This is a genomic window from Mycobacterium lacus (assembly GCF_010731535.1).
Classification (GTDB): Bacteria; Actinomycetota; Actinomycetes; order Mycobacteriales; family Mycobacteriaceae; genus Mycobacterium; species Mycobacterium lacus.
Genome location: NZ_AP022581.1, coordinates 879,043 through 900,663 on the forward strand (window position 1 = coordinate 879,043; position 21,621 = coordinate 900,663).

General features: G+C 66.5%; 20 protein-coding genes and 1 pseudogene. 10 read left to right on the top strand and 11 right to left on the bottom strand.

Annotated features, from left to right (window positions below):
* Positions 1 to 15 precede the first annotated feature (15 nt).
* From G6N24_RS04150 to G6N24_RS04165, 4 genes are read right to left on the bottom strand one after another with little or no spacing between them, the layout of a single operon-like run.
* A complete protein-coding gene (locus tag G6N24_RS04150; RefSeq protein ID WP_085155912.1) occupies positions 16 to 690 on the bottom strand; it encodes a methyltransferase family protein in 675 nt (224 codons plus the stop codon).
* Positions 691 to 698: 8 nt separating this feature from the next.
* Complete coding sequence (locus tag G6N24_RS04155; RefSeq protein WP_139822163.1) at positions 699 to 2,345, bottom strand: ABC transporter permease; 1,647 nt, start codon at positions 2,343 to 2,345, stop codon at positions 699 to 701.
* On the bottom strand, positions 2,342 to 3,256 hold the full coding sequence (locus tag G6N24_RS04160; RefSeq protein ID WP_085155917.1) for an ABC transporter ATP-binding protein: 915 nt from the start codon (positions 3,254 to 3,256) through the stop codon (positions 2,342 to 2,344). Before G6N24_RS04160 ends, G6N24_RS04155 begins: the two co-directional genes overlap by 4 nt.
* Positions 3,246 to 3,884 (bottom strand): TetR/AcrR family transcriptional regulator, encoded by a 639-nt coding sequence (locus G6N24_RS04165; protein WP_085155919.1) that lies wholly within the window; start codon positions 3,882 to 3,884, stop codon positions 3,246 to 3,248. Before G6N24_RS04165 ends, G6N24_RS04160 begins: the two co-directional genes overlap by 11 nt.
* A 580-nt stretch (positions 3,885 to 4,464) precedes the next feature.
* On the opposite strand from G6N24_RS04165, the gene G6N24_RS25285 reads away from it, so the two are divergent.
* Positions 4,465 to 5,085: a helix-turn-helix transcriptional regulator gene (locus G6N24_RS25285; RefSeq protein WP_085155922.1), complete on the top strand. Its 621-nt coding sequence runs from the start codon at positions 4,465 to 4,467 to the stop codon at positions 5,083 to 5,085.
* Positions 5,086 to 5,335: 250 nt separating this feature from the next.
* On the opposite strand, the pseudogene G6N24_RS04175 reads toward G6N24_RS25285, so the two are convergent.
* Positions 5,336 to 6,645, bottom strand: a pseudogene (locus G6N24_RS04175) (ISL3 family transposase).
* 156 nt (positions 6,646 to 6,801) lie between these two features.
* Entirely contained in the window at positions 6,802 to 7,488 is a 687-nt protein-coding gene (locus G6N24_RS04180) for an O-methyltransferase (RefSeq protein WP_085162515.1), read from the bottom strand.
* A 213-nt stretch (positions 7,489 to 7,701) separates the two neighbouring features.
* Between G6N24_RS04180 and sigE the strand changes: the two genes are divergently transcribed.
* From sigE to tatB, 4 genes are all read left to right on the top strand, one after another.
* Positions 7,702 to 8,457: an RNA polymerase sigma factor SigE gene (sigE, locus tag G6N24_RS04185; protein WP_085162502.1), complete on the top strand. Its 756-nt coding sequence runs from the start codon at positions 7,702 to 7,704 to the stop codon at positions 8,455 to 8,457.
* A gap of 143 nt (positions 8,458 to 8,600) precedes the next feature.
* On the top strand, positions 8,601 to 9,014 hold the full coding sequence (rseA, locus tag G6N24_RS04190; protein ID WP_085162503.1) for an anti-sigma E factor RseA: 414 nt from the start codon (positions 8,601 to 8,603) through the stop codon (positions 9,012 to 9,014).
* A 120-nt stretch (positions 9,015 to 9,134) separates the two neighbouring features.
* Positions 9,135 to 10,652, top strand: a complete 1,518-nt coding sequence (htrA, locus tag G6N24_RS04195; RefSeq protein WP_085162504.1) for a serine protease HtrA — start codon at positions 9,135 to 9,137, stop codon at positions 10,650 to 10,652.
* Positions 10,653 to 10,705: 53 nt separating this feature from the next.
* Positions 10,706 to 11,089 carry a Sec-independent protein translocase protein TatB gene (gene tatB, locus G6N24_RS04200; protein WP_085162505.1) on the top strand — a complete coding sequence of 128 codons (384 nt, stop codon included), beginning with the start codon at positions 10,706 to 10,708 and terminating at the stop codon, positions 11,087 to 11,089.
* Between the two features lie 73 nt (positions 11,090 to 11,162).
* Here tatB and G6N24_RS04205 read toward each other — a convergent pair whose 3' ends face one another.
* The 5 genes from G6N24_RS04205 to G6N24_RS04225 form a co-directional block, all read right to left on the bottom strand.
* Positions 11,163 to 12,323, bottom strand: coding sequence for an Mrp/NBP35 family ATP-binding protein (locus G6N24_RS04205; RefSeq protein ID WP_085162506.1), 1,161 nt, complete (start codon positions 12,321 to 12,323; stop codon positions 11,163 to 11,165).
* Between the two features lie 36 nt (positions 12,324 to 12,359).
* Positions 12,360 to 13,649, bottom strand: coding sequence for a lytic transglycosylase domain-containing protein (locus tag G6N24_RS04210; RefSeq protein ID WP_085162507.1), 1,290 nt, complete (start codon positions 13,647 to 13,649; stop codon positions 12,360 to 12,362).
* Positions 13,650 to 13,772: 123 nt separating this feature from the next.
* Entirely contained in the window at positions 13,773 to 14,315 is a 543-nt protein-coding gene (locus tag G6N24_RS04215) for a DUF1003 domain-containing protein (RefSeq protein ID WP_085162508.1), read from the bottom strand.
* The gene (locus tag G6N24_RS04220) at positions 14,312 to 15,610 is read right to left on the bottom strand and encodes a magnesium transporter MgtE N-terminal domain-containing protein (protein WP_085162509.1); all 1,299 of its coding nucleotides are present in this window, start codon (positions 15,608 to 15,610) and stop codon (positions 14,312 to 14,314) included. The genes G6N24_RS04215 and G6N24_RS04220 overlap by 4 nt, the downstream gene beginning before the upstream one ends.
* A gap of 43 nt (positions 15,611 to 15,653) precedes the next feature.
* Positions 15,654 to 16,271 carry a DUF4190 domain-containing protein gene (locus G6N24_RS04225; RefSeq protein WP_085162510.1) on the bottom strand — a complete coding sequence of 206 codons (618 nt, stop codon included), beginning with the start codon at positions 16,269 to 16,271 and terminating at the stop codon, positions 15,654 to 15,656.
* 410 nt (positions 16,272 to 16,681) lie between these two features.
* Here G6N24_RS04225 and G6N24_RS04230 point away from each other — a divergent pair, with 410 nt between their 5' ends.
* From G6N24_RS04230 to G6N24_RS04250, 5 genes are read left to right on the top strand one after another with little or no spacing between them, the layout of a single operon-like run.
* Entirely contained in the window at positions 16,682 to 17,209 is a 528-nt protein-coding gene (locus tag G6N24_RS04230; RefSeq protein ID WP_085162511.1) for a general stress protein, read from the top strand.
* Between the two features lie 23 nt (positions 17,210 to 17,232).
* Positions 17,233 to 18,645 carry an extracellular solute-binding protein gene (locus G6N24_RS04235; RefSeq protein WP_085162512.1) on the top strand — a complete coding sequence of 471 codons (1,413 nt, stop codon included), beginning with the start codon at positions 17,233 to 17,235 and terminating at the stop codon, positions 18,643 to 18,645.
* The gene (locus G6N24_RS04240; protein ID WP_085162513.1) at positions 18,642 to 19,556 is read left to right on the top strand and encodes a carbohydrate ABC transporter permease; all 915 of its coding nucleotides are present in this window, start codon (positions 18,642 to 18,644) and stop codon (positions 19,554 to 19,556) included. The genes G6N24_RS04235 and G6N24_RS04240 overlap by 4 nt, the downstream gene beginning before the upstream one ends.
* A gap of 19 nt (positions 19,557 to 19,575) precedes the next feature.
* Entirely contained in the window at positions 19,576 to 20,400 is an 825-nt protein-coding gene (locus G6N24_RS04245; RefSeq protein WP_139822578.1) for a carbohydrate ABC transporter permease, read from the top strand.
* Positions 20,401 to 20,404: 4 nt separating this feature from the next.
* Positions 20,405 to 21,577 (top strand): ABC transporter ATP-binding protein, encoded by a 1,173-nt coding sequence (locus G6N24_RS04250; RefSeq protein ID WP_085162514.1) that lies wholly within the window; start codon positions 20,405 to 20,407, stop codon positions 21,575 to 21,577.
* The last annotated feature ends 44 nt before the right edge of the window (positions 21,578 to 21,621 follow it).

The window sequence follows — 21,621 nt, forward strand, 5'->3', positions numbered from 1 at the left end:
CTCGCGGACCGGCCGCTACCACACGAAGGGCACCAACCGGTAGCGCACGCGCCGTGCGTATTCGCGGTATCCGGTTAATTCCTGGGCGAGCATCTTCTCCTCGTCGAGAATGCGGAAGACGAGCAGCACGACGCCCGGGATGACGAAGAGGAGTCCCCAGTAGGAGCCGAGGGCCAGGGGTATGCCCACCATCATGATCACGCTGCCGGCATACATCGGGTGCCTGACGAACTTGTAGACACCGCCCGAGACCACATGCTGACCCGTCTCCACCGTGACGGTCGAAGCCGCGTAACTGTTCTGGATGACCACCAGCATGGCGAAACCGAGTCCGGCCGCAACCAGGACATCGCCGAGCAGGCTCACCCACCCGGGCACTATCGACCAGCCCATTCGATAATCAAATGCGCTGGCCGCCATCATTGCGAAGCAATCCACCATCGTGCCGGTGACGATGATCTTTTGCGCCACTCTGGTTTCCGCCCGTGGACCGGCGTGCATACGTCGCCGCAGGGTCGCGGGGTTGGTCCGAGCCAGATAGATGGTGGGGACGATCGTCACAGCCACGAAGACGGCGATGAAAACCCATGCCTGCCAATAGTCGAATGTGCCCGCTGGCCAGAACAGGACCAAGCCGAATGCGACAAGTCCGAGAACGGATGATGCCGTCGCTTGAACGCCAGCCTTCATAACCCCTCCTAGCAGCGCAGATCACGTCGTCGAAAGGCCATTGTTCCCAACATGATTAGCGCACCATCGATGCCTAGCAACCACAGCAGCGGCACGGCGGTGAAGCCGCCGCAGCCGACTCGCGGAACGTGGGCGAACGGTTCCAGGTCGAGCAGCCACTGTGGGAATCCGGCCAGCGAACCGATCAGATACAACGCGATGAAGGCCACCAGCACGCCCCACGCCACCGGCGTGAACCGCGGTGCGAGCCCGAACAATCCGACGGTCACCCCGGCCAACAGCCAGACGGCGGGCAGCTGCACGACCGCGGTGCCGCTAACGATGGCCAGCTTGCCGCCGATATCGCCGGCCGCCGTGCCGTAGATGAGCCCGGCCGCCATACCGGCGGCCAGCATCGCCACCGCAGATCCAACGAGCGCCGCGACCAAATTGCTTGCCAGCCAACGGGTTCGCGAAACCGCCCCGGCGAGCGTCGGCTCGGCGCGCTGACCGGATTCTTCTTGGAATAGTCGCAAGGTGAGCGAGACGGCGAACGCGGCGGCCACCATGCCCATCATGGTGAATGCCACCGCAACGAAGGCCTGCTCCAGCGCGCTGGTGCCGCCCATCCGCGCGACGATGTCACGCACGGTGGCGCTGTTGCCCAGCTCGTCGCCGATGCCGTGCACCACGCTGCCGATTACCGCGCCATATAGGCACAGGCCGACGGTCCACAGCAGCAACGCGCCGCGGTCCAGCCGCCAGGCCAGCCCGACGACGCCGCGCAACCCCGGGCCGGCGACGCCGGGGCCGGCTCGCTCGGCGATGAGCCCGGCGCCGACATCGCGGCCGGCGAGCAGTCGGTAGGCCAGCACGGTAAGCACGACCATCGTTGACAGATGCAGCAGCAGCACCCACCAGCGATCGCCCGCGTAAGGCCTGACCTGCAGCGACCACCCCAGTGGCGAGAGCCATGACAGCGTGCCATCACCGGCATCACCAATGGCGCGCAGCGTGAACTCCAACCCCAGCACGGCGAACGCGACACCGCGGGCGACGCGGGCGCTCGGCGAGAGTTGCGCGGCCACCGCCGCCACGGCGGTGAACACCAGACCGGAGCAGGCCAGCGCCGCTCCGAAGGCTAGTGACCCGCCGGCCGGAATGTCGGTGCTGAGCAATCCCGCCGCCCCGATCGCGCCGGTGGCGATCGACGCCCCGAACGACAACAGCAGCGCCGCGGTGAGGCTGGCGTACCGGCCGACCGCGGTCGAGTCCAGCAGTTCGGTGCGGCCGGTCTCCTCGTCGGCGCGGGTGTGCCGGATCACGGTGAGGATGACCGCTATCGCGATGAGCAGGTGGAACATCCCGGCCTTCCAGATGCCGACCGCGCCGAGGCTGGTGTTGTAGACCGGCCCGTAGAGCGCACGTTGGGCCGGGCTGGCCATGATGGTGGCCGCGAACATGGAGCGGCCCGCCTCGGTGGGATAGATCTTCTCGACGCTGCCGACGTACACGCTCGCCAGCGGCACCGAGAGCAGCGACACCCACAGCGGCAACGAGATTCTGTCGCGGCGCAGGTACAGCCGCAACATCGATAGCGTCCCGGAGAAGTTGGAGCCGGCGCGTGGCGGCGGGTGTGCCGGACGCCGTGGTCGATTCAAAGTCGCGGCGCTCATGGCGCGGGCACCTCCGCCGCGACGTCGTAGTGGCGCAGGAAGAGCTCCTCAAGCGTGGGCGGCTGGCTGACGAGGCTGCGCACTCCGGCGTCACCGAGCACGCGGATGAGCTCTCCGAGGCTTTCGCTGTCGACTTGGGCGCGCAGCGTGGTCCCGTCGAGGCTGACGTCCTCGACGCCCCTGATCCGGGTGAGGTCGCCTGGGTCACCGATCATTTCGGCCTTGATCGAGGTGCGGCTCAGATGCCGCATGGAGTCCAGTGTGCCGCTCTCGACGGTCTTGCCGGCCCGGATGATGGTCACCCGTTCGCACAGTGCCTCGGTCTCGGCCAGGATGTGGCTGGACAGCAGGACCGTCACACCCCGGTCGCGTGCTTCGCTGACGCACTGCTGAAACACGTTCTCCATCAACGGGTCCAGGCCGCTGCTGGGCTCGTCCAAGAGCAGCAGTCCGGCCCGCGACGAGAAGGCCGAAATCAGGGAAACCTTTTGGCGGTTGCCCTTCGAGTACGTGCGCGACTTCTTGTGCGGGTCCAGGTCGAAGCGCTCGATCAGGTCCGCGCGACGATGTTCGTCGATGCCGCCCCGCATGCGCGCCAGCAGGTCGATGGTCTCGCCGCCGGTCAGCGACGGCCACAACGTGACATCGCCGGGTACGTAGGCGATCTGGCGGTGTAGCTCGACGGCGTCGTTCCACGGGTCGCCCCCCAGGAGCCGCGCGGTTCCGCTGTCGGCCTTCACCAGACCCAACAAGATGCGGATGGTGGTGGACTTTCCGGCCCCGTTCGGTCCGAGGAAGCCGTGCACTTCGCCTTCGTGCACCGTCAGGTCCAGACCGTCCAGCGCCCGCACCGCGCCGAAGCGCTTTGTCAGACCGCGGATTTCGATAGGATTTCGCCGGTCAACTGGCATGGGGTTCTCCTCGATCCTCTGCGGCCAGGAATGCGTCGTACATGGTATGGTCGGTCAGCAGTCCTTCGCTGTAGACCTCGAGGGCGGGCAGCACCATCTCGCGCGAATAATCGCGTAGCACCGCGCGGAGATCCGTTGGGGTTTGATGCATTTGAAGATAGAGCAGAAATCCCCCGCCCCCGGTGATCGCGAGATATCTGGCCCTGGCGTGCGGGTCACGGCTGGGCTTTATGGTGCCCGCGCGCACCCCCTCGTCGATATACTCCTCGGCATTGTCAATCATCTTGTGCCATAACATCTTCGCCAGGTCACCGCCGGACTGCATGCTGCGCACCAGGTAGGCCATCAGCGGCGCATAGGACTCGATCTCGGCCAGCTGTGCGAACCAGGTGGCCGGATCGTTGGACCGTAGCGCCTCCGACTTGCTGCTGCGGATTTCTTCGGCGACGAAGTCGTCACAAGCCCTGCGCAGGCCGTCCTTGGAGCCGAAGTGATGGATGACCAGCGCGGCGCTCACCCCCGCGGCTTCGGCGATCGTGCGTAGCCCGACGCCGAAGCCGTGCTGCCCGAACTGCTCGATGGCCGCATCGCGGATCCGGGCAGTCGCGGTCAGATCGGCTGAACGCATGTTCAGTATACTAAACGTATGTTCAGCCACGGTCAAGTTGGGCCCTGTCAGGAATCCGTCGGTTGCTCAATGGTTTTCGACTACCGACCGGGCGGTCGCGGCACATGCACTCATTGGGTTATCTCGATGTCGTCGTCTGAGCCGGACGGACCAAGACCGGCAGGTCCGCTACCGCGGGCCCCTCCGGTCCAGCGAGTGAGATTGCTGGCGCTTGACGCCGGCCTCACCGTTGGCCGCACCGGCGCCCCGTAGGTGCGGTCGCCGATCAGCGGGTGACCCAATAGCAGGTTGGTCGTCCACGAGCGCCTGCAATGGCGACGCGTTGGCCGCCTCAGCGATGAGCCAATGCCCGCCACATCCGAGGCGCCACCGAAAGCATCCCCGGTGTTGCGCGCGTCCGACATTTGGCGAAGCCTGCGGTCACCGTGGGCAACAACCGAGGCACCTTCCGAGGTGCCCGCCGCGCCGGCCATGCCGGCACCGCCGTTGCCGACCGCCCGCCGTGAACCATGCGGGGACTCTGGTGAAGCAATCGACACCGACATCCGACAGGGCGCCACCCCTTTCGCCTCGGTGATGGGTGGCAGCCGCGCAAGGGCAGATCGAACGCGCACGCGACACAGCTGCGCAGGCTGCGACGTTCGCACGCTGGCGCGGCCTGTTGGCCAGCGAAGTCATGTGCCTGCAGACCTCGGTTCAGTTCTGCGACGCAAGCGTCGCAGACCGGCTAGCCGAGTTGGCCACTCTCGTCGAGGGGCCACGCGCACCGATCGCGGCGCGCTACGCGAAAGCGCTCGCCGACGACGCCGCGGCAGAACTCGACGCGGTAGCCGCGGAATTTGAATCGATGGGCGATCTCCTTGCCGCGGCGGACGCGGCCGCCCATTCGTCATCGGCCTACCGAGTGGCCAATCGAAACGGCAGCGCCTTGACTGCGGCCGCTCGCGCCGAGGGCCTGGGCAAACGTTGTGGCGGCGCGACCAGTCCGGCGCTCGCGGGGGCCAAGATCGCTTTCCCGTTCAGCCACCGGCAACGCGAGATCGCACTTCTGGTGTCCAAAGGCCTCAGCAACCGGGAGATCGCAGAGGCCCTGTCGCTGTCCGTCCGCACCGTCGAAGGGCACATCTACCGCGCCACCTTCAAGGCCGGGATCGCTACTCGTGCCCAATTGGCGAAGCTTGTCCAGCAGTTCGACTCTTAGCCCGGCACTTCGCTGAGCAGACGTAAAAGCTCCTGAAAACGGTGCTCCTGACCTATCCGTGGGTTGATGGGTTGGAAGTTTCTTCTTGCTCCCTTCCGCGATAGTTGCTCGTTGGCGCTGCCTGCGTGGGAGGTGTCCATGTGGAGCCCCCCGAGCGCAGCGAGGCGGAACGACATGGACACCGACGCGCGGGTGGCGCAGAATCGGCGACGCTGCGGAAGGGGCCCGCCAGGGGTGCCCTGGTGGGGTGTTAGCCGCGGCCGGGCAGTGTGGGGCGGTGGCCGCCGAGGGCGAGCATGGCCAGCGCGATCAGTGCGGCGGGGTTGTGAAACCCGAACGCGACGCGGGTCAGGACCCGGATTTTGGTGTTGGTGGATTCGATCAGTCCCTGGGACAGGCCGTGGTCGAGGGCGGCGTCGATGGCCTGGCGGTGGCGCACGATGCGGCCGGCCAGCTCGACGAATACCGGGATGCGGCAGCGCCGCGCCCAGGAGATCCACCGGTCCAGGGCCTGTTTGCCTTCCTCGCCCTTGACCGAAAACACGTGCCGTAGGCCCTCTTTGAGCAGATAGGCACGGTATAGCCGGGGATCGGTCTTGGCGATCCAGGCCAGTTTGGCGGTTTGACGTTCGCTGAGGTCTTCGGGGTTTTTCCACAGCGCATAGCGGGCACCCTTGAGCCGCCGTGCCCGCTCATGACCCGGCCGCGGCGCGGTGTTCTTGGCGGGCCGGCCACGGCCCCATTTGGCCTCGGTACGCGCCAGCGTCCGCGCGTCATTCCAGGCCCGGCGCCGCTCGGCGTCCAGGGCCTCGGTGGCCCAGGCCACCACGTGAAACGGATCGGCGCAACGGATCGCGGCCGGGCAACGCTCGGCGACGACGTCGGCGATCCAGTCCGCCGCATCGGCGGACACATGGGTGATCTGCGCGGCCCGGTCGGCACCCAGCGCGTCGAAGAAGCGCCGCAGGGTGGCGGTGTCGCGTCCGGGCGCGGCCCAGATCAGGTGGCCGCTGTCGTGGTCGACCACCACCGTCAAATACTTGTGGTGGCGTTTGTAGGCAATCTCGTCAATGCCGATACGACGCAGATTGGCGAACCGATCGACGGTCTTTTCGGTGTCGGCCCACACCCGGGCCACGACTGCCCCCACGGTGCGCCAGGCGATTCGCATCAGTTCGCACACCGCGGTTTTCGAGCAGGCCACCGCCAGCCAGGCCACCGTGTCATCAAAGGCAAACGTGTGTCCAGCATGGTGACGCGCCCACGGCACCATCACCACGGTCGGCCCATGGGCGGGGCAATTCACCCGCGGCGCCTCGGCCTCCAAAAACACCCGGATCGTGCCCAAGTCCAAGCCCCGCCACCGCCGCGGTCCTCACCCCGGTCATACCAGGGCGCCTTGCGTTGACAGCGGCCACAGCGGCCCGACATACCGCTGCGCGAGCGCACCCGCGCCACCACCAACTCCGCGCCATCGCCGTCTTCAGCGAACTCGATGTCCTCGATTACCGTGCGGCGGTCGACACCAAGCAGCGCACGCCATAGCCTCACATTGCGCACGTCGTTGCTGGCTCCTTTGGTTTCGGACCCTTCACAAGCCAGAAACCTTAAGCCACAACGGCGTGCGCCCCTACTTCGCTGCTATCCACCCACGGAACTGTCAGAAGAGCCCTGAAAACGCCAGTTTTCAGGAGCTTTTACGTCTGCTCAGCGAACCTAGTCGCGCACCGCGGCCAGAACGCCGTCGCCCAGCGGCACCAGGGCCGGGGTGAGCCGTTCGTCCTCGGCAATCAGCCGGGCCGCCTCGCGGACGGCGGTCACCTCGGCGTCGCGCGCCGCGGGATCACCGGCACGCCCGCCCAGCGCGGCCCGGTGGACAACGATCACCCCGCCGGATCGCAGCAACCGCACGCCCTCGACCACGTATTCCGGCTGGTCGATCGGATCGGCATCGATGAACACCAGGTCGTAGGACTCGTCGGCGAGCCGGGTCAGCACCTCTTGGGCCCGCCCGCTGATCAGCCTGGTACGCGACGGCCCGATGCCGGCCTCGGCGAACGCCTGCTTGGCGAGCCGCAAATACTCGGGCTCGATGTCGATCGTGGTCAAGACGCCGTCGTCGCCCATGCCGGACAACAACCACAGGCCGCTGACACCCGCGCCGGTGCCCACCTCGGCAACCGCCTTGCCGCCGCTGAGCTTGGCCAGCAGGCTCAGCAGCGCACCGACCGCCGGTGTCACCGCCCCGGACCCGATGTCCACGGCGCGCTCCCGGGCGCTTGCCAGGACCGCGTCTTCGGACATCGATTCCTCTGCGTGTGCCAGCAGCGCCTCTGCCTGACTGTGGGCCCGACCGCGGGGGCCCTGGCCTGGGGTGACCGAGCAGTTACCGGTGCCGTCCATGACCCGCAGCGTATGTCGGATTCGCCGCGGGGGCAGGCAGGCGCGCCCGGTGCCGGCCCCGTGCACAGCCCGCGACACGCCCGGGACGCGCGGCGCGACGAACGTCACCATGCGCCCGAAACGCCCTGGACAACGCAGGTAACGATATGGTTTCTCAGCTAAAGCTCAGTTTGCTCATATACCGCCCACACGCCGGTACGCGACGGTGTCCGTATGCAAGGCGATTGGCGCGGATCCGGGAATAGAGAGCGGCAACCAAGTGTTGCCCGCTTTGACGAACTGCCAATCCGTCATGGCAGGGCAAATTCGGAGGATTCGATCATCACCACCTTGAGCCCGACCAGCATGTCTCATCCCCAACAGGTCCGCGACGACGAGTGGGTGCAACCGTCTGACGCGTTGCAAGGCACCGCGGTTTTCGACGCGACCGGGGACAAGGCCACCATGCCGTCATGGGACGAATTGGTGCGTCAGCACGCCGACCGCGTGTACCGGCTGGCTTACCGGCTCTCCGGCAACCGGCACGACGCCGAGGATCTGACCCAGGAGACGTTCATCAGGGTTTTCCGGTCGGTGCAGAATTACCAGCCCGGAACCTTTGAAGGCTGGTTGCACCGCATCACCACCAACCTGTTCCTCGACATGGTCCGCCGGCGCGCCCGCATCCGCATGGAAGCGTTACCCGAGGATTACGACCGGGTGCCTGCCGATGAGCCCAACCCCGAGCAGATTTACCACGACTCGCGGCTTGGGCCCGATCTGCAGGCGGCCCTGGATTCGCTGCCGCCGGACTTCCGTGCCGCCGTCGTGCTGTGCGATATCGAAGGTCTGTCCTACGAGGAGATTGGCGCCACCCTGGGCGTGAAGCTGGGTACCGTGCGCAGCCGCATCCACCGTGGACGACAGGCGCTGCGCGACTATCTCGCCAAGCATCCCAAGCTTGGCGCCGTCAGCTCGGCCGCTCGCTAGGGGGAGTGTCAACATCCGCATCGACCGGGGGTAGGGCTGGCTTAGCCGCCCCAGTGATGCTGGGGTTTTACCGGTTTGTGCTGGGTACTAGCACGATGTCGCGCTACATTCGAGATACGGGTGGCTGCGAAAGGAGCTGGAGGATGGCCGGCCCTGAAAATATGGGACAAGTGTTCCGTCGCGCGTTCTCCTGGCTCCCCGCACAATTCGCGTCCCAGAGTGATGCGCCAGTGGGCGCGCCGCGGCGGTTCGGTTCCACCGAGCACCTGTCCGTCGAGGCCATCGCGGCCTTCGTCGACGGTGAGTTGCGGATGAACGCACACTTGCGCGCCGCGCATCACCTTTCGCTGTGTCCCCAATGCGCGGCCGAGGTGGACGACCAGAGTCGAGCGCGCGCCGCGCTGCGCGACTCCCACCCGATCCGCATCCCCAGCACGTTGCTCGGACTGCTATCCGAGATTCCGCGTCACCGATCTGGGGGTGCGCCCGACGACACCACGTTGCTCTCCGACCGCCTCGCCGACGACGACGCGCGCAACCAACGTAAGCGGCGGTAGCTTGACGCCCGTCCTGCCCGCGTTTGCCGCGTGTGCGCTCATGCCGACTAACCGGGGAAGTATGGATACTAGGGTGGACGCCGTCTCGAGCGCTCCGAACCGGATTTGGAAGAAAATCACGTGACCTCCGACCAAGGCAACAACAGCGGCCAAAACCCCGGCCACCGGCTGGCGCCGCGCCCGGTCTCCCGGCCACCGGTCGACCCCGCGTCGCGCCAGGCGTTCGGGCGTCCGTCTGGGGTCCATGGATCTTTTGTCGCCGATCGGGTGCGCCCGCCAAGGTATCGGGACCAGGCTGAGTTCACCCCCCACGATCAGCCGGCTGACCCGGTGCTTCAGGAGGCATTCGGCCGTCCTTTCGCGGGTGCCGAGTCGCTGCAGCGCCACCCCATAGACGCCGGCGCGCTGGCTGCCGAGAAAGACGGCGCCGGGCCGGACGAGTTCGACGATCCGTGGCGAGACCCCGCAGCCGCGGCCGCCCTGGGAACCCCGGCGTTGACCCCGCCCCCCTCGCGTTCCGCTCTGGGCCATGGCGGCAAGCTGGGCGTGCGCGACGTGCTGTTCGGCGGCAAAGTGTCCTACCTGGCGTTGGTCGTCGTGCTGCTTATCGCGCTGGTGATCGGCGCGATCGGTGGTGTGATCGGTCGCAAGACGGCCGAAGTCGTCGAGGCGTTCACCACCTCTAAGGTGACGCTGTCGACCACTGGAAACGGCGAGGAGCCGGCGGGCCGGTTCACCAAGGTGGCGGCCGCGATCGCCGACTCGGTGGTGACGATCGAGTCGAAGAGCGACCAGGAGGGCATGCAGGGCTCCGGTGTCATCGTCGACGGCCGCGGCTACATCGTCACCAACAACCACGTGATTTCCGAGGCCGCCAACAACCCCAGCCAGTTCAAGACGACGGTGGTGTTCAACGACGGCAAGGAGGTGCCCGCCAGCCTGGTGGGCCGAGACCCCAAGACCGACCTGGCCGTGCTCAAGGTCGACAACGTCGACAACCTGACCGTGGCCCGGCTCGGTGATTCCGGCAAGGTGCGGGTCGGCGACGAGGTCCTCGCGGCGGGTGCGCCGCTGGGATTGCGCAGCACGGTGACGCACGGCATCATCAGCGCGCTGCACCGGCCCGTCCCGCTATCCGGGGAAGGCTCTGACACCGACACCGTCATCGACGCCATCCAGACCGACGCCTCGATCAACCACGGCAACTCCGGTGGCCCGCTGATCGATATGGATTCCCAGGTGATTGGCATCAACACCGCCGGTAAATCGCTGTCGGACAGCGCCAGCGGCCTGGGCTTCGCCATTCCGGTCAACGAGATGAAATTCGTCGCGCAAACCCTGATCAGGGATGGGAAAATCGTGCACCCGACGATCGGAATCAGCACCCGTTCGGTGAGCAACGCAATCGCGTCGGGTGCGCAGGTGGCCAACGTCAAAGCAGGAAGCCCCGCACAGAGGGGCGGAATCCTGGAAAACGACGTCATCGTCAAGGTCGGCAACCGCAAGGTCGCCGACGCCGACGAGTTCGTCGTCGCCGTGCGGCAGCTGACCATCGGTCAGGACGCCCCGATAGAGGTGGTCCGTGACGGTCGGAACGTCACGCTGACCGTGAAACCCGACCCCGATACCAGCTCGTGATGATCGCAAGCGCGGCGCAGCCGGGCGCAGCGGGTCATCACCATCCGACCTAGATGTTCGCCAATATCGGCTGGGGGGAGATGCTCGTCCTCGTCGTGGTCGGGCTGCTGGTGCTCGGCCCGGAGCGGCTCCCGGGTGCCATCCGCTGGTCGGCGCACGCGCTGCGGCAGGCGCGCGACTATCTCACCGGGGTGACCAACCAGCTACGCGAGGACATCGGACCGGAGTTCGACGACCTGCGTGAACCGCTCAGCGAGCTACAGAAGTTGCGGGGCATGACGCCGCGCGCGGCGCTGACCAAGCACCTGCTCGACGGCGATGACTCCATTTTCACCGGGAATTTCGACCAGCGGGTCAACGGAACGCCGGTACCGCCGGCCGAACCGGCCGAGCCACGGCCCAGCGACCACACTCCGTTCGACACCGACGCAACGTAGCCGATCCCACGAGCGTAACCACACTGCGAAATCCGCGCCCCGCAATCGCAGCCACGTTACGCTCGCGACGAGACTATTTCGGAGTCGGGTCGAGCCCCAGCGACACCCCCGCCAACCCGCGTCGTCGCGCCGACAGTCCGTCGGCGACCCTGAGCAGCTCCTTGCCCGCCGCCGAGTCGGGGGCGCTGAGCACGATGGGTACGCCCGAATCACCGGCGGCCACCAGCGCGGGGTCCAGTGGGATCTGGCCCAGCAGCGGCACGTCGGCGCCGACCGCACGGGACAGCCGCTCGGCCACCTGCTGGCCCCCTCCCTCGCCGAATACCTGCAGCGTGGTGCCGTCCGGCAGGGTAAGCCCCGACATGTTTTCCACGACGCCGACGATGCGCTGACGGGTCTGCAGCGCGATGCTGCCGGCTCGTTCGGCCACTTCGGCGGCCGCCAGCTGAGGCGTCGTGACGACGAGGATTTCCGCGTTCGGGATCAGCTGAGCCACCGAGATGGCGATGTCGCCGGTTCCGGGCGGCAGGTCAAGCAGGAGCACGTCCAGGTCGCCCCAGTAGACGTCCGCCAGGAACTGCTGCAACGCCCGGTGCAGCATTGGCCCACGCCACACCACCGCCGTATTGCCCTGGGTGAACTGGGCGATCGAGATGACCTTCACCTCGTGGGCGATGGGGGGCAGGATCATCGACTCAACCTGTGTGGGCCGGTCGGTGGTGCCCATCATCCGGGGGACGGAATGGCCGTGGATGTCGGCGTCCAGCACGCCGACCGACAGGCCGCGGGCGGCCATCGCGGTGGCCAGGTTGACGGTGACGGTCGACTTACCCACTCCGCCCTTGCCGGACGCGACCGCATATACCCGGGTCAGTGAGCTGGGCTGGGCGAATGGGATAACGGGTTCACGGGCCCCTGATTCCGAGCCGCGCAGCTGCTTGCGCAGCTCGGCGCGCTGCTCGTCACTCATCACGTCCAGGCCGACCGTCACGGCCCCGGTGCCGGGCACGTCGGCGACCGCTTTGGTGACGCGCTCGCTGATTTCGGACTTCTTCGGGCAGCCGGCGATGGTCAGGTAAATCTCGACGTGCGCGGCGCCGTCGGGGCCGACGTCGATGCTCTTGACCATCCCGAGGTCGGTGATGGGGCGCCGCAGTTCAGGGTCGATCACCTTGGCCAGCGCGCCGCGGATAGCCGCACCCAGGTCGGCAGCGTCGTCTCGAGTTCCGGACATCAACGCCGAGTGTAGGCGGCTGGGATGGCCGGCGGATCAGCTGACCGGAATGAGTGCCGGCTCTCCCGGCGCCGGAGGAGTGGGCGTCGGCGGCTGCGGCGGCCCGGTCGGTGGCATCGGTGGCATCGGCGGCCCGGCGGGCGGGGCCAGCGGATCCGGGGGTGGCGGGGCGGCCGGGATCGGGCCGACCCCAGGTGCAGGCGCGTCGGGCAGGTTCTGCGAGGTTATGCAGATCAGCGTGCAGCCAGGTTGCGGCGCCAGTGGCGCAGGGGCGGGCGGTTGCTGCAGCCACGGCCACATCGGAGGCATCGGATATTGAGGGAGTGACCGGGGTGGGCCGAAGTCGATCAGCGGCATGTGTTGTCCCAGCGGGTCGTTGACGCCGAGGCCGTTTTGGTTCAGCGGCAAATCAGGCCCGAGTCCCTCCGGATGCTCGAGGTGGGCGTCGCCGATCGGTGGGGGCGGTCCGGTGATCGGTGGCAGGTCGACCGGGACCACGCCCGTGGCGTACGCCGCAGCCCAGCCCAGCACGTTCTGCGCATAAGGCATCGAGTTGTTGTAGCGCAAGATCGCCGCCATGACCTGCGCCGGATCCCGCAGGTTGAACCCACCGCTGCAGAGGTAGCGGGCGGCGGCCAGCGTGGAGTCGAACAGGTTCTGTGGGTCGGGCACGCCGTCGCCGTCGCCGTCGGAGGCGTACCGCGCCCAGGTACCGGGGAGAAACTGCATGGGGCCCATCGCGCGGGCGTAGGTTACGCGATTGCCGACTTTGCTCTGGATAATGATCTCGTTGCCGGGCAGTGTGCCATCCAGCGCGGGGCCGTAGATCGGGCTGACCGCCGTCCCGTGCGCGTCGACGGCGCCGCCGTTTGCGTGCATCGACTCGATCCGCCCGATTCCGGCCAGCAAGTTCCAGCTGATGCCGCAGGCCGGGGCGGCGATTGTCATCTTCTGTTCGGCGTTGCGGTAGGCGGATAACGCCATGAGCGGAATGCCAAGCGCGCCAGGCGAGTTCACGATCATTGGCGGTGGGGGCGCCGACCTGCTGGCCGCGGCGACATGGAAACCGGTCGGCGGACGCTGGACAGCGATGACCGTCGGGCCGGATAGGTCTGGGCCGGAGGGCTCGACGGCGGCCACCGGGGTGATGACGGTGCGCACCGTCGGGTTCTTGCGTGGGTGCGGGGGAGCCGCCCCGCCGACCGCTCCGGCGAATACCAAGGGGGTGATCACGGCCATGCCGAGCACCGGCCGTGTCAGGCTTTGTGCCCGCCGCCGCACTGTCGCGACGGCCGGGCGTGCTGCCCAGCGTCCCCCTATGCGCACGCGACCGTCCTCAGTTGTGAGCCGTCGGGAAACTTACCTTACCGTCACCATTTCTTAGCTTCATGAACTTGATCACCATACATAACTCGCGTAACGCGAGTAGCGCAATGGCGGACTTGATTGTCAGCGGGATTTCTCTGCGCGGCGCTCGGCGTTGTCGGATAACGGGGTGGGCCCGGTGTCCGGTCTTGCGGGCTGCATACCATCGAGCAGGGTGCGCAGGCCTTCCAATTCATGACGCAGGTAATCACGCGTCGGGACCTCGCCGACGGCCAGCCGCAGCGCGGCCAGCTCGCGGGCCAGATACTCGGTGTCCGCCTTGGTCTGTGCGGCGCGTCGCCGATCCTCTTCGATCAGGACGCGGTCCCGGTTTTCTTGCCTGTTCTGGGCGAGCAGAATCAGCGGCGCGGCGTATGAGGCCTGTGTGGAGAAGGCGAGATTCAGCAGAATGAAGGGGTACGGGTCCCAGCGCAGGCTGACCGCGAACAGGTTCAGCGCGATCCACGTCGCCACGAAAAGGGTCTGTGCCAGCAAGTAGCGGCCGGTACCGAAGAACCGTGCGATGGACTCAGTCGTCCTCCCGACGGCCTCGGGGTCGAGCCGCGGCCCGAGGGCGCGCGATGTTCGCGGGGTGTGCAGCCGTCGTGGCGTGAAGGTCTTGCTCACAGCGATCCTCCGAGTCGGCCGGCGGCGTCGAGCTCCTGCACATCCACACGCCAGTCATGCGGCAGTAGATGATCGAGCAGATCGTCCACCGTCACCGCTCCCAACAGGTGGTTTTGGTCGTCGACCACCGGCCCGCACACCAGGTTGTAGGCGGCGAAATAGCGGGTCACCGCGCCTAGCGGGGTCTCCGGCGTCAAGGTGAGCAGGTCGGTGTCGACGATTCCGCCGACCAGCTCGGCGGGCGCTTCGCGGAGCAGCCGCTGCAACGGCACGCAGCCCAGGTAGCGCCCAGTGGGGGTGGCCGTCGGCGGGCGCGCCACGAAAGCCATAGACGAGAGGGCGGGGGTGAGGTCCGGATCGCGGACCCGGGCCAGCGCCTCGGCGACCGAGGTGTCGGGGGTCAACACCACCGGATTGGAGGTCATCAGGCCGCCCGCGGTGTCGGGGGAGTGCTTCAGCAGCCGACGCACCGGGTCGGACTCGTCGGGGTCCATTCGGGTCAGCAGCATTTCGGCGTCGGTCGGACTGAGCACGCCGAGCAGGTCGGCGGCGTCGTCGGGATCCATCTTCTCGAGCACGGCGGCCGCGCGGTCGGTGCCAAGTTGCGACAACACTTCGGCCTGATCCAGCTCCGGCAGCTCCTGCAAGATGTCGGCCAGCCGTTCGTTGCCGAGCGCATTGAACACCTCGTAGCGGCGTTTGGTCGGGAGTCCGCGGATGGCGTCGGCCACGTCGACCGCTTTTCGCCCCTCGAACTGGTCCAGCAGCTGGGCTACCGCCTGACCCGGCATCGCTAAGGCCGACGGCGTCAACCCGTGCACGTTCTGCCAGTCCACGACGTGCACGGGGCCGCGACGTCCCAGCCGTCGCTGGCCGCGGACGGCAACCCTGGACACCACCCAGTCGCGTGTTCGGGTTTGCTCGATCCCCAGGTCGGTGATCACCACGTCAGCCTTCGCCAGCTCCGGCAGCGCGGGATCGGTGACATTCACCGGGGTATCGAGCACTTGGCCTATCGCCAGCACCTCGCCCGGCCGTTGCTCGAAGCGGCGCAATGACACGTTGCCGGTGTTGAGTGTCACCGCGTCGGGCTCGATGGCGGCGACGCGCAGAATCGGAATGAAGATCTTGCGGCGGGTCGCCAAATCGACGACCAGACCCAGGACACGCGGCTGCTGGCGGACAATGCTGATGCCGATCACGACATCGCGGACCCGCCCGAAGGATTCGCCGAGTGGACCCAGCACCATCATCCGCGCCAGCCGTGCTACGTAGACCCTATTGACCGATCCCATGCTTGAGAGCGTAGGCAGCCGCCTGCGGGATGGCAGCTTGCCGCTAATGCAAATGAATGCTGAAGATCCCGATGATCGAATAGACCAGTAGGGTCGCGACCCCGATCACGATGCCGGCGACCGCCAGACCGTAGCCCTCTTCGCGGGTCCGCTTGATCTCGTTGATCGCCATCACGCCCAGCACGATGGCGACGAGCGAGCCGATGCAGCAGAACACGCCGACGAACGCGGAGATCAGCGAGACGATCGCCATGGTGTTCATTCCGGGCTGCGCCGTTCCGTAGCCCAGGTAATCCGGAGGCGGGTAGTAGGCGCCGGAATGCGAACCTGGGTAGGAAGGTGGTGCCCCAAATCCGCCCGGAGGAGCGCCGTACGCCTGCGGCATGGGCGGATACGGCGGGTTGCCGTAGCCCGCCGGCTGCGGGTATCCGGGCGGTGCGTATCCGGTGGGCGTGATCGGCGGTGGATAGTCGGCCGGATAGGCAGGCGGATAACCGGGTGGCGGGTAGGCGGGCGGCGGGTAGTCGGGTACCGGCGAAGATGCCGGCGGCTGCCAGGGAGCCTGCCATACAGGCTGGTCAGAGTCCCGCTCACCAGCTAGAGGAGGGGGAGCCCCATCGTCGTGGCTACCTTCGTCGGAGGAGCCGCGCGGAGCCGTCATGCGATCAACATAGCCTGGCGACGATGCACGCCCCGTAGGGGCGTGAGAAGGAGCCGGGCAATCCAACTTGAGCCTGGCGACGATGCACGCCCCGTAGGGGCGTGAGAAGGAGCCGGGCAATCCAACTTGAGCCTGGCGACGATGCACGCCCCGTAGGGGCGTGAGAAGGAGCCGGGCAATCCAACTTGAGCCTGGCGACGATGCACGCCCCGTAGGGGCGTGAGAAGGAGCCGGGCAATCCAACTTGAGCCTGGCGACGATGCACGCCCCGTAGGGGATTCATCGGATTCATCGACGTCGCGACGCCAAGGCCACCTACAGGTTGCCCGGTTAGTGTGGCGGACGTGCTGGATATGACCGGACATGACTGGACATGAAACGATGGTCAAGGCAGAGGAGAATAAGGACCGATGACTAGCCCATTCCAGCCCGGACAGGTTCCAGGCGCAACACCCACCCCGGGGGCTGCCGGCCGACGTGGCGTGCCCGGATTGCCGACCCCACCCAAGGGCTGGCCGGTCGGCTCTTACCCCACCTACGCGGAGGCGCAGCGCGCCGTCGACTACCTATCCGAGCAGCAATTCCCGGTCCAGCAGGTGACCATCGTCGGCGTCGATCTCATGCAGGTGGAGCGGGTCACCGGGCGGTTGACCTGGACGAAGGTGCTCGGCGGCGGCGTGCTCAGCGGCGCCTGGCTTGGCCTGTTCATCGGGTTGGTGCTGGGCTTTTTCAGCCCCAACCCGTGGGCCGCGCTGGCCACCGGTCTGGTCGCCGGTGTGTTCTTCGGATTGATCACGTCTGCGGTTCCGTACGCAATGGCCCGTGGTACCAGGGATTTCAGCTCGACCATGCAATTGGTGGCCGGCCGCTACGACGTACTCTGCGATCCGCAAAACGCAGAGAAGGCGCGGGATCTGCTGGCGCGCCTGGCGATCTGACCGCCAGGACGAGAGGCGGGTTATTGGTGAGCCAACGCGGATGCGCAGGGCGGCTCGTCGCTACTGTCCTGACGGCGCTGACCACCGCATCCGCCGTGTCGTCGTGCGGGTCGAGCGGCAAGGGCGTGGTGCTCAGCTTCTACACGCCGTCGAGTGACAGCGCCACCTTCGCCGCGGTGGCCCAGCAGTGCAACGCGCAGTCCGGTGGGCGGTTCGCGATCCAGCACATCAGTCTGGCCAGGTCTCCCGACGAGCAGCGGTTGCAGCTGGCCAGGCGGCTGACCGGCAACGACCGCACCCTGGACGTGATGGCGATGGACGTGGTGTGGACCGCCGAGTTCGCCGAAGCGGGGTGGGCGCTGCCGCTCTCCGACGACCCATCGGGGCAGGCCGAGACGGACGCGACCGTCGACACACTGCCGGGCCCGCTTGCGACGGCCACCTGGAAGCACAAGCTGTATGCCGCGCCCGTCACCACGAATACCCAATTACTTTGGTACCGAGCAGATTTGGTTCCCCAGCCGCCAGACACCTGGAGCGGCATGGTGGCCGAGGCGACTCGGTTACACGCCGCCGGCGAGCCCAGCTGGATCGCCGTGCAGGCCAACGAGGGTGAGGGCCTGGTCGTGTGGTTCAACACGCTGCTAGCGAGCGCGGGTGGCCAGGTGCTCTCCGAGGACGGCAAGCGCGTCACCCTCACCGATACTCCCGCGCACCGGGCCGCCACCGTCGGCGCACTGCGGATCCTGAAGTCGGTGGCCACCGCGCCCGGTGCTGACCCGTCGATCACCCGCACCGACGAGGGCACCGCGCGGTTGGCCGTCGAGCAGGGTAAGGCCGCGCTGGAGGTCAACTGGCCGTTCGTGCTGGCGTCGATGCTGGAGAACGCGGTGAAGGGCGGCGTGGCTTTCCTGCCGCTCAACCGGCTCCCCGAACTGGCCGGCAGCGTCAACGACGTCGGAACCTTCACGCCCAGCGACGAGCAGTTCCGGATCGCCTACCTTGCCAGCCAGATGGTGTTTGGTTTCGCGCGGTATCCCTCCGTCCGGTCGGGCGTGCCGGCCAAGGTGACGATCGGCGGGTTGAACTTGGCGGTCGCCAAGACAACCCGTCACATTGCCGAGTCGTTCGAAGCCATCAGGTGCCTGCGCAGCCTGCAAAGCCAGAAGTATGTGTCGATCGAAGGTGGTCTGCCCGCGGTGCGGACCTCGCTGTATTCCGATCCCGAATTCCAGACGAGATATCCGGCGTACACCATCATCCGCCAACAGCTCACCGATGCGGCGGTGCGGCCGGCTACGCCGGTCTATCAGGCCCTGTCCATCCGGCTGGCAGCCGCGCTGAGCCCGATCACCGAGATCGACCCCGAGCGGACGGCCGACGAGCTCGCTGCGCAGGCGCAGAAGGCCATCGACGGCAAGGGCCTGCTCCCATGACCGCCACTGCCCATGCGCGCGTTGTTTCCCGCACCGAAAACCGCGGCGGCGAGCAGCGGCTGGCGTTCCTCCTGGTCGCGCCCGCGGCGACGGTGATGCTGGCGGTGACGGCCTATCCGGTCGGTTACGCGGTGTGGCTGAGCTTGGAGCGCAACAATCTGGCGACCCCGAACGACACCGCGTTTATCGGCCTCGGCAACTACCAGACGATCCTGGCCGACCGGTATTGGTGGACGGCGCTGGCGGTGACGCTGGCGATCACGGTGGTTTCGGTGACGATCGAGTTCGTGCTGGGCCTGGCACTGGCGCTGGTGATGCATCGCACGCTGGTGGGCAAGGGCTTGGTGCGCACCGCCGTGCTCATCCCGTACGGCATCGTCACGGTGGTCGCCTCTTACAGCTGGTACTACGCCTGGACCCCGGGCACCGGGTATCTGGCTAATCTGCTGCCGCAAGGTAGCGCGCCGCTGACCCACCAAGTCCCGTCGCTGGGCATCGTCGTGATCGCCGAGGTCTGGAAGACGACGCCGTTCATGTCGCTGCTGCTGCTGGCCGGGTTGGCGCTGGTCCCCGAGGACTTGGTGAAAGCCGCGCAGGTCGACGGTGCCGGCGCCTGGCGTCGGCTGACGAAGATCATCCTGCCGATCATCAAGCCCGCCATTGTCGTCGCCTTGCTGTTCCGGACCATGGACGCGTTCCGGATCTTCGACAACATCTATGTGCTCACTTCGGGCGACAACAACACCGAGTCGGTGTCGATCCTGGGCTACGACAACCTGTTCAAGGGCTTCAACGTGGGCCTTGGTTCGGCGATCAGCGTGTTGATCTTCTGCTGCGTGGCCCTGATTGCGTTCATTTTCATCAAGCTGTTCGGCGCCGCGGCGCCCGGGGGTGCTCGCGATGGGGCCTAGCGGGTTGAGCACCGAGCCATTGGGTGCGCGGCGCGCCGCGTTCTGGGCCGTCATCGACACCTTGGTCGTGGCGTATGCGCTGCTTCCGGTGTTGTGGATCTTGAGCCTGTCACTCAAGCCAACGTCAACTGTCAAGGACGGCAAGCTGATTCCGTCATCGGTGACGTTGGACAACTATCGCGGCATCTTCCGGGGCGAGTTCTTCACCTCGGCGCTGATCAACTCCATCGGAATCGGGTTGATCACCACGGTGATCGCGGTGACGCTCGGCGCGATGGCGGCCTACGCGGTTGCCCGGCTGGACTTTCCGGGCAAGCGGCCGCTGATCGGTGTCACCTTGCTGATCACGATGTTCCCCGCGATATCACTGGTCACACCGTTGTTCAACATCGAACGTGCCGTCGGCCTCTTCAACACCTGGCCGGGGTTGATCCTGCCGTACATCACGTTCGCGTTGCCGCTGGCCATCTACACGTTGTCGGCGTTCTTCCGGGAGATCCCGTGGGATCTGGAAAAAGCCGCGAAGATGGATGGCGCCACACCCGCTCAGGCCTTCCGCAAAGTGATTGTGCCGCTGGCGGCTCCGGGGCTGGTGACCGCCGCGATCCTGGTGTTCATCTTCGCCTGGAACGACCTGCTGCTGGCGTTGTCGCTTACCGCTACCAAGGTGGCGATCACCGCGCCGGTGGCCATCGTCAACTTCACCGGCAGTTCGCAATTCGAGGAGCCAACCGGATCGATCGCGGCCGGCGCGATCGTGATCACGGTCCCGATCATCGTCTTTGTTCTCATCTTCCAACGTCGGATTGTCGCCGGGTTGACCTCTGGCGCTGTGAAGGGATAGCACGATGGCCGAGATAGTGCTGGAGCACGTCAACAAGAGTTACCCCGACGGGGCGATGGCCGTAAAGGACCTCAACATCACCATCGCCGACGGCGAATTCCTGATCCTGGTCGGGCCTTCCGGCTGCGGCAAGACCACGACACTGAACATGATTGCCGGACTTGAGGATATCTCGTCGGGAGAACTGCGCATCGGCGGCGAACGGGTAAACGAGAAGGCGCCGAAAGACCGCGATATCGCGATGGTGTTCCAGTCGTACGCGCTGTACCCGCACATGACCGTGCGGCAGAATATCGCGTTTCCGCTGACACTGGCGAAGATGAAGAAGGCCGACATTGCGCAGAAGGTCGCCGAGACCGCCAGAATCCTCGACCTCACTGACCTTCTGGATCGTAAGCCGTCGCAGTTGTCGGGCGGGCAGCGGCAGCGGGTCGCGATGGGCAGGGCAATCGTGCGCCACCCCAAGGCATTCTTGATGGACGAGCCGCTGTCCAACCTGGACGCGAAACTGCGAGTGCAGATGCGCGGCGAGATCGCCCGGCTGCAAAAGAAGCTGGGCACTACCACCGTCTACGTCACCCACGACCAGACCGAGGCGATGACACTGGGCGATCGCGTGGTGGTGATGCACGGGGGTGTGGCGCAGCAGATCGGCACTCCCACTGAGCTTTACGAACGCCCCGCCAATCTGTTCGTCGCGGGCTTCATCGGATCGCCGGCAATGAATTTCTTTCCCGCCAGTCTGACACCGATCGGGTTGGCGCTGCCCTTCGGTGAGGTGACACTGACGCCAGAAGTCCAGGAGGTGATCACCGTGCACCCGAAACCGGACAACATCGTCGTCGGGGTGCGACCCGAACATGTGGCGGATGCCGCGTTGATCGACGGCTACCAGCGCATCCGGGCGCTGTCCGTTGAGGTCACTGTCGACATGGTCGAATCCCTGGGCGCCGACAAATACGTGTATTTTTCCGCCCCGGGTTGTGATGTGCACTCGGCTCGGCTGGATGAGCTTGCCGCTGACTCGGAAGCGAATGAAAGCCAGTTCGTGGCAAGGGTTCCCGCCGAATCGAAGGCTGCCATCGGAAAGTCGATCGAGTTGGCTTTCGACACCTCGAAGCTCACCGTTTTCGATGCCGACTCCGGGGTAAACCTGACCATTCCGGTGTCGCCTTAAGGGGTCGCGAGCAGACGCAAAAGCTCCCAATTTCTCGGCGTAGT

Coding starts and splice junctions, on each gene's coding strand:
- G6N24_RS04150 (WP_085155912.1), bottom strand. CDS start 690: ATGAAGGCTGGCGTTCAAGCGACGGCATCATCCGTTCTCGGACTTGTC.
- G6N24_RS04250 (WP_085162514.1), top strand. CDS start 20,405: ATGGCCGAGATAGTGCTGGAGCACGTCAACAAGAGTTACCCCGACGGG.
- G6N24_RS04240 (WP_085162513.1), top strand. CDS start 18,642: ATGACCGCCACTGCCCATGCGCGCGTTGTTTCCCGCACCGAAAACCGC.
- rseA (WP_085162503.1), top strand. CDS start 8,601: ATGGCCGGCCCTGAAAATATGGGACAAGTGTTCCGTCGCGCGTTCTCC.
- G6N24_RS04225 (WP_085162510.1), bottom strand. CDS start 16,271: ATGACGGCTCCGCGCGGCTCCTCCGACGAAGGTAGCCACGACGATGGG.
- G6N24_RS04160 (WP_085155917.1), bottom strand. CDS start 3,256: ATGCCAGTTGACCGGCGAAATCCTATCGAAATCCGCGGTCTGACAAAG.
- G6N24_RS04205 (WP_085162506.1), bottom strand. CDS start 12,323: ATGTCCGGAACTCGAGACGACGCTGCCGACCTGGGTGCGGCTATCCGC.
- tatB (WP_085162505.1), top strand. CDS start 10,706: ATGTTCGCCAATATCGGCTGGGGGGAGATGCTCGTCCTCGTCGTGGTC.
- G6N24_RS04155 (WP_139822163.1), bottom strand. CDS start 2,345: ATGAGCGCCGCGACTTTGAATCGACCACGGCGTCCGGCACACCCGCCG.
- G6N24_RS04230 (WP_085162511.1), top strand. CDS start 16,682: ATGACTAGCCCATTCCAGCCCGGACAGGTTCCAGGCGCAACACCCACC.
- G6N24_RS04180 (WP_085162515.1), bottom strand. CDS start 7,488: ATGGACGGCACCGGTAACTGCTCGGTCACCCCAGGCCAGGGCCCCCGC.
- G6N24_RS04165 (WP_085155919.1), bottom strand. CDS start 3,884: ATGCGTTCAGCCGATCTGACCGCGACTGCCCGGATCCGCGATGCGGCC.
- sigE (WP_085162502.1), top strand. CDS start 7,702: ATGCAAGGCGATTGGCGCGGATCCGGGAATAGAGAGCGGCAACCAAGT.
- G6N24_RS04220 (WP_085162509.1), bottom strand. CDS start 15,610: ATGGGATCGGTCAATAGGGTCTACGTAGCACGGCTGGCGCGGATGATG.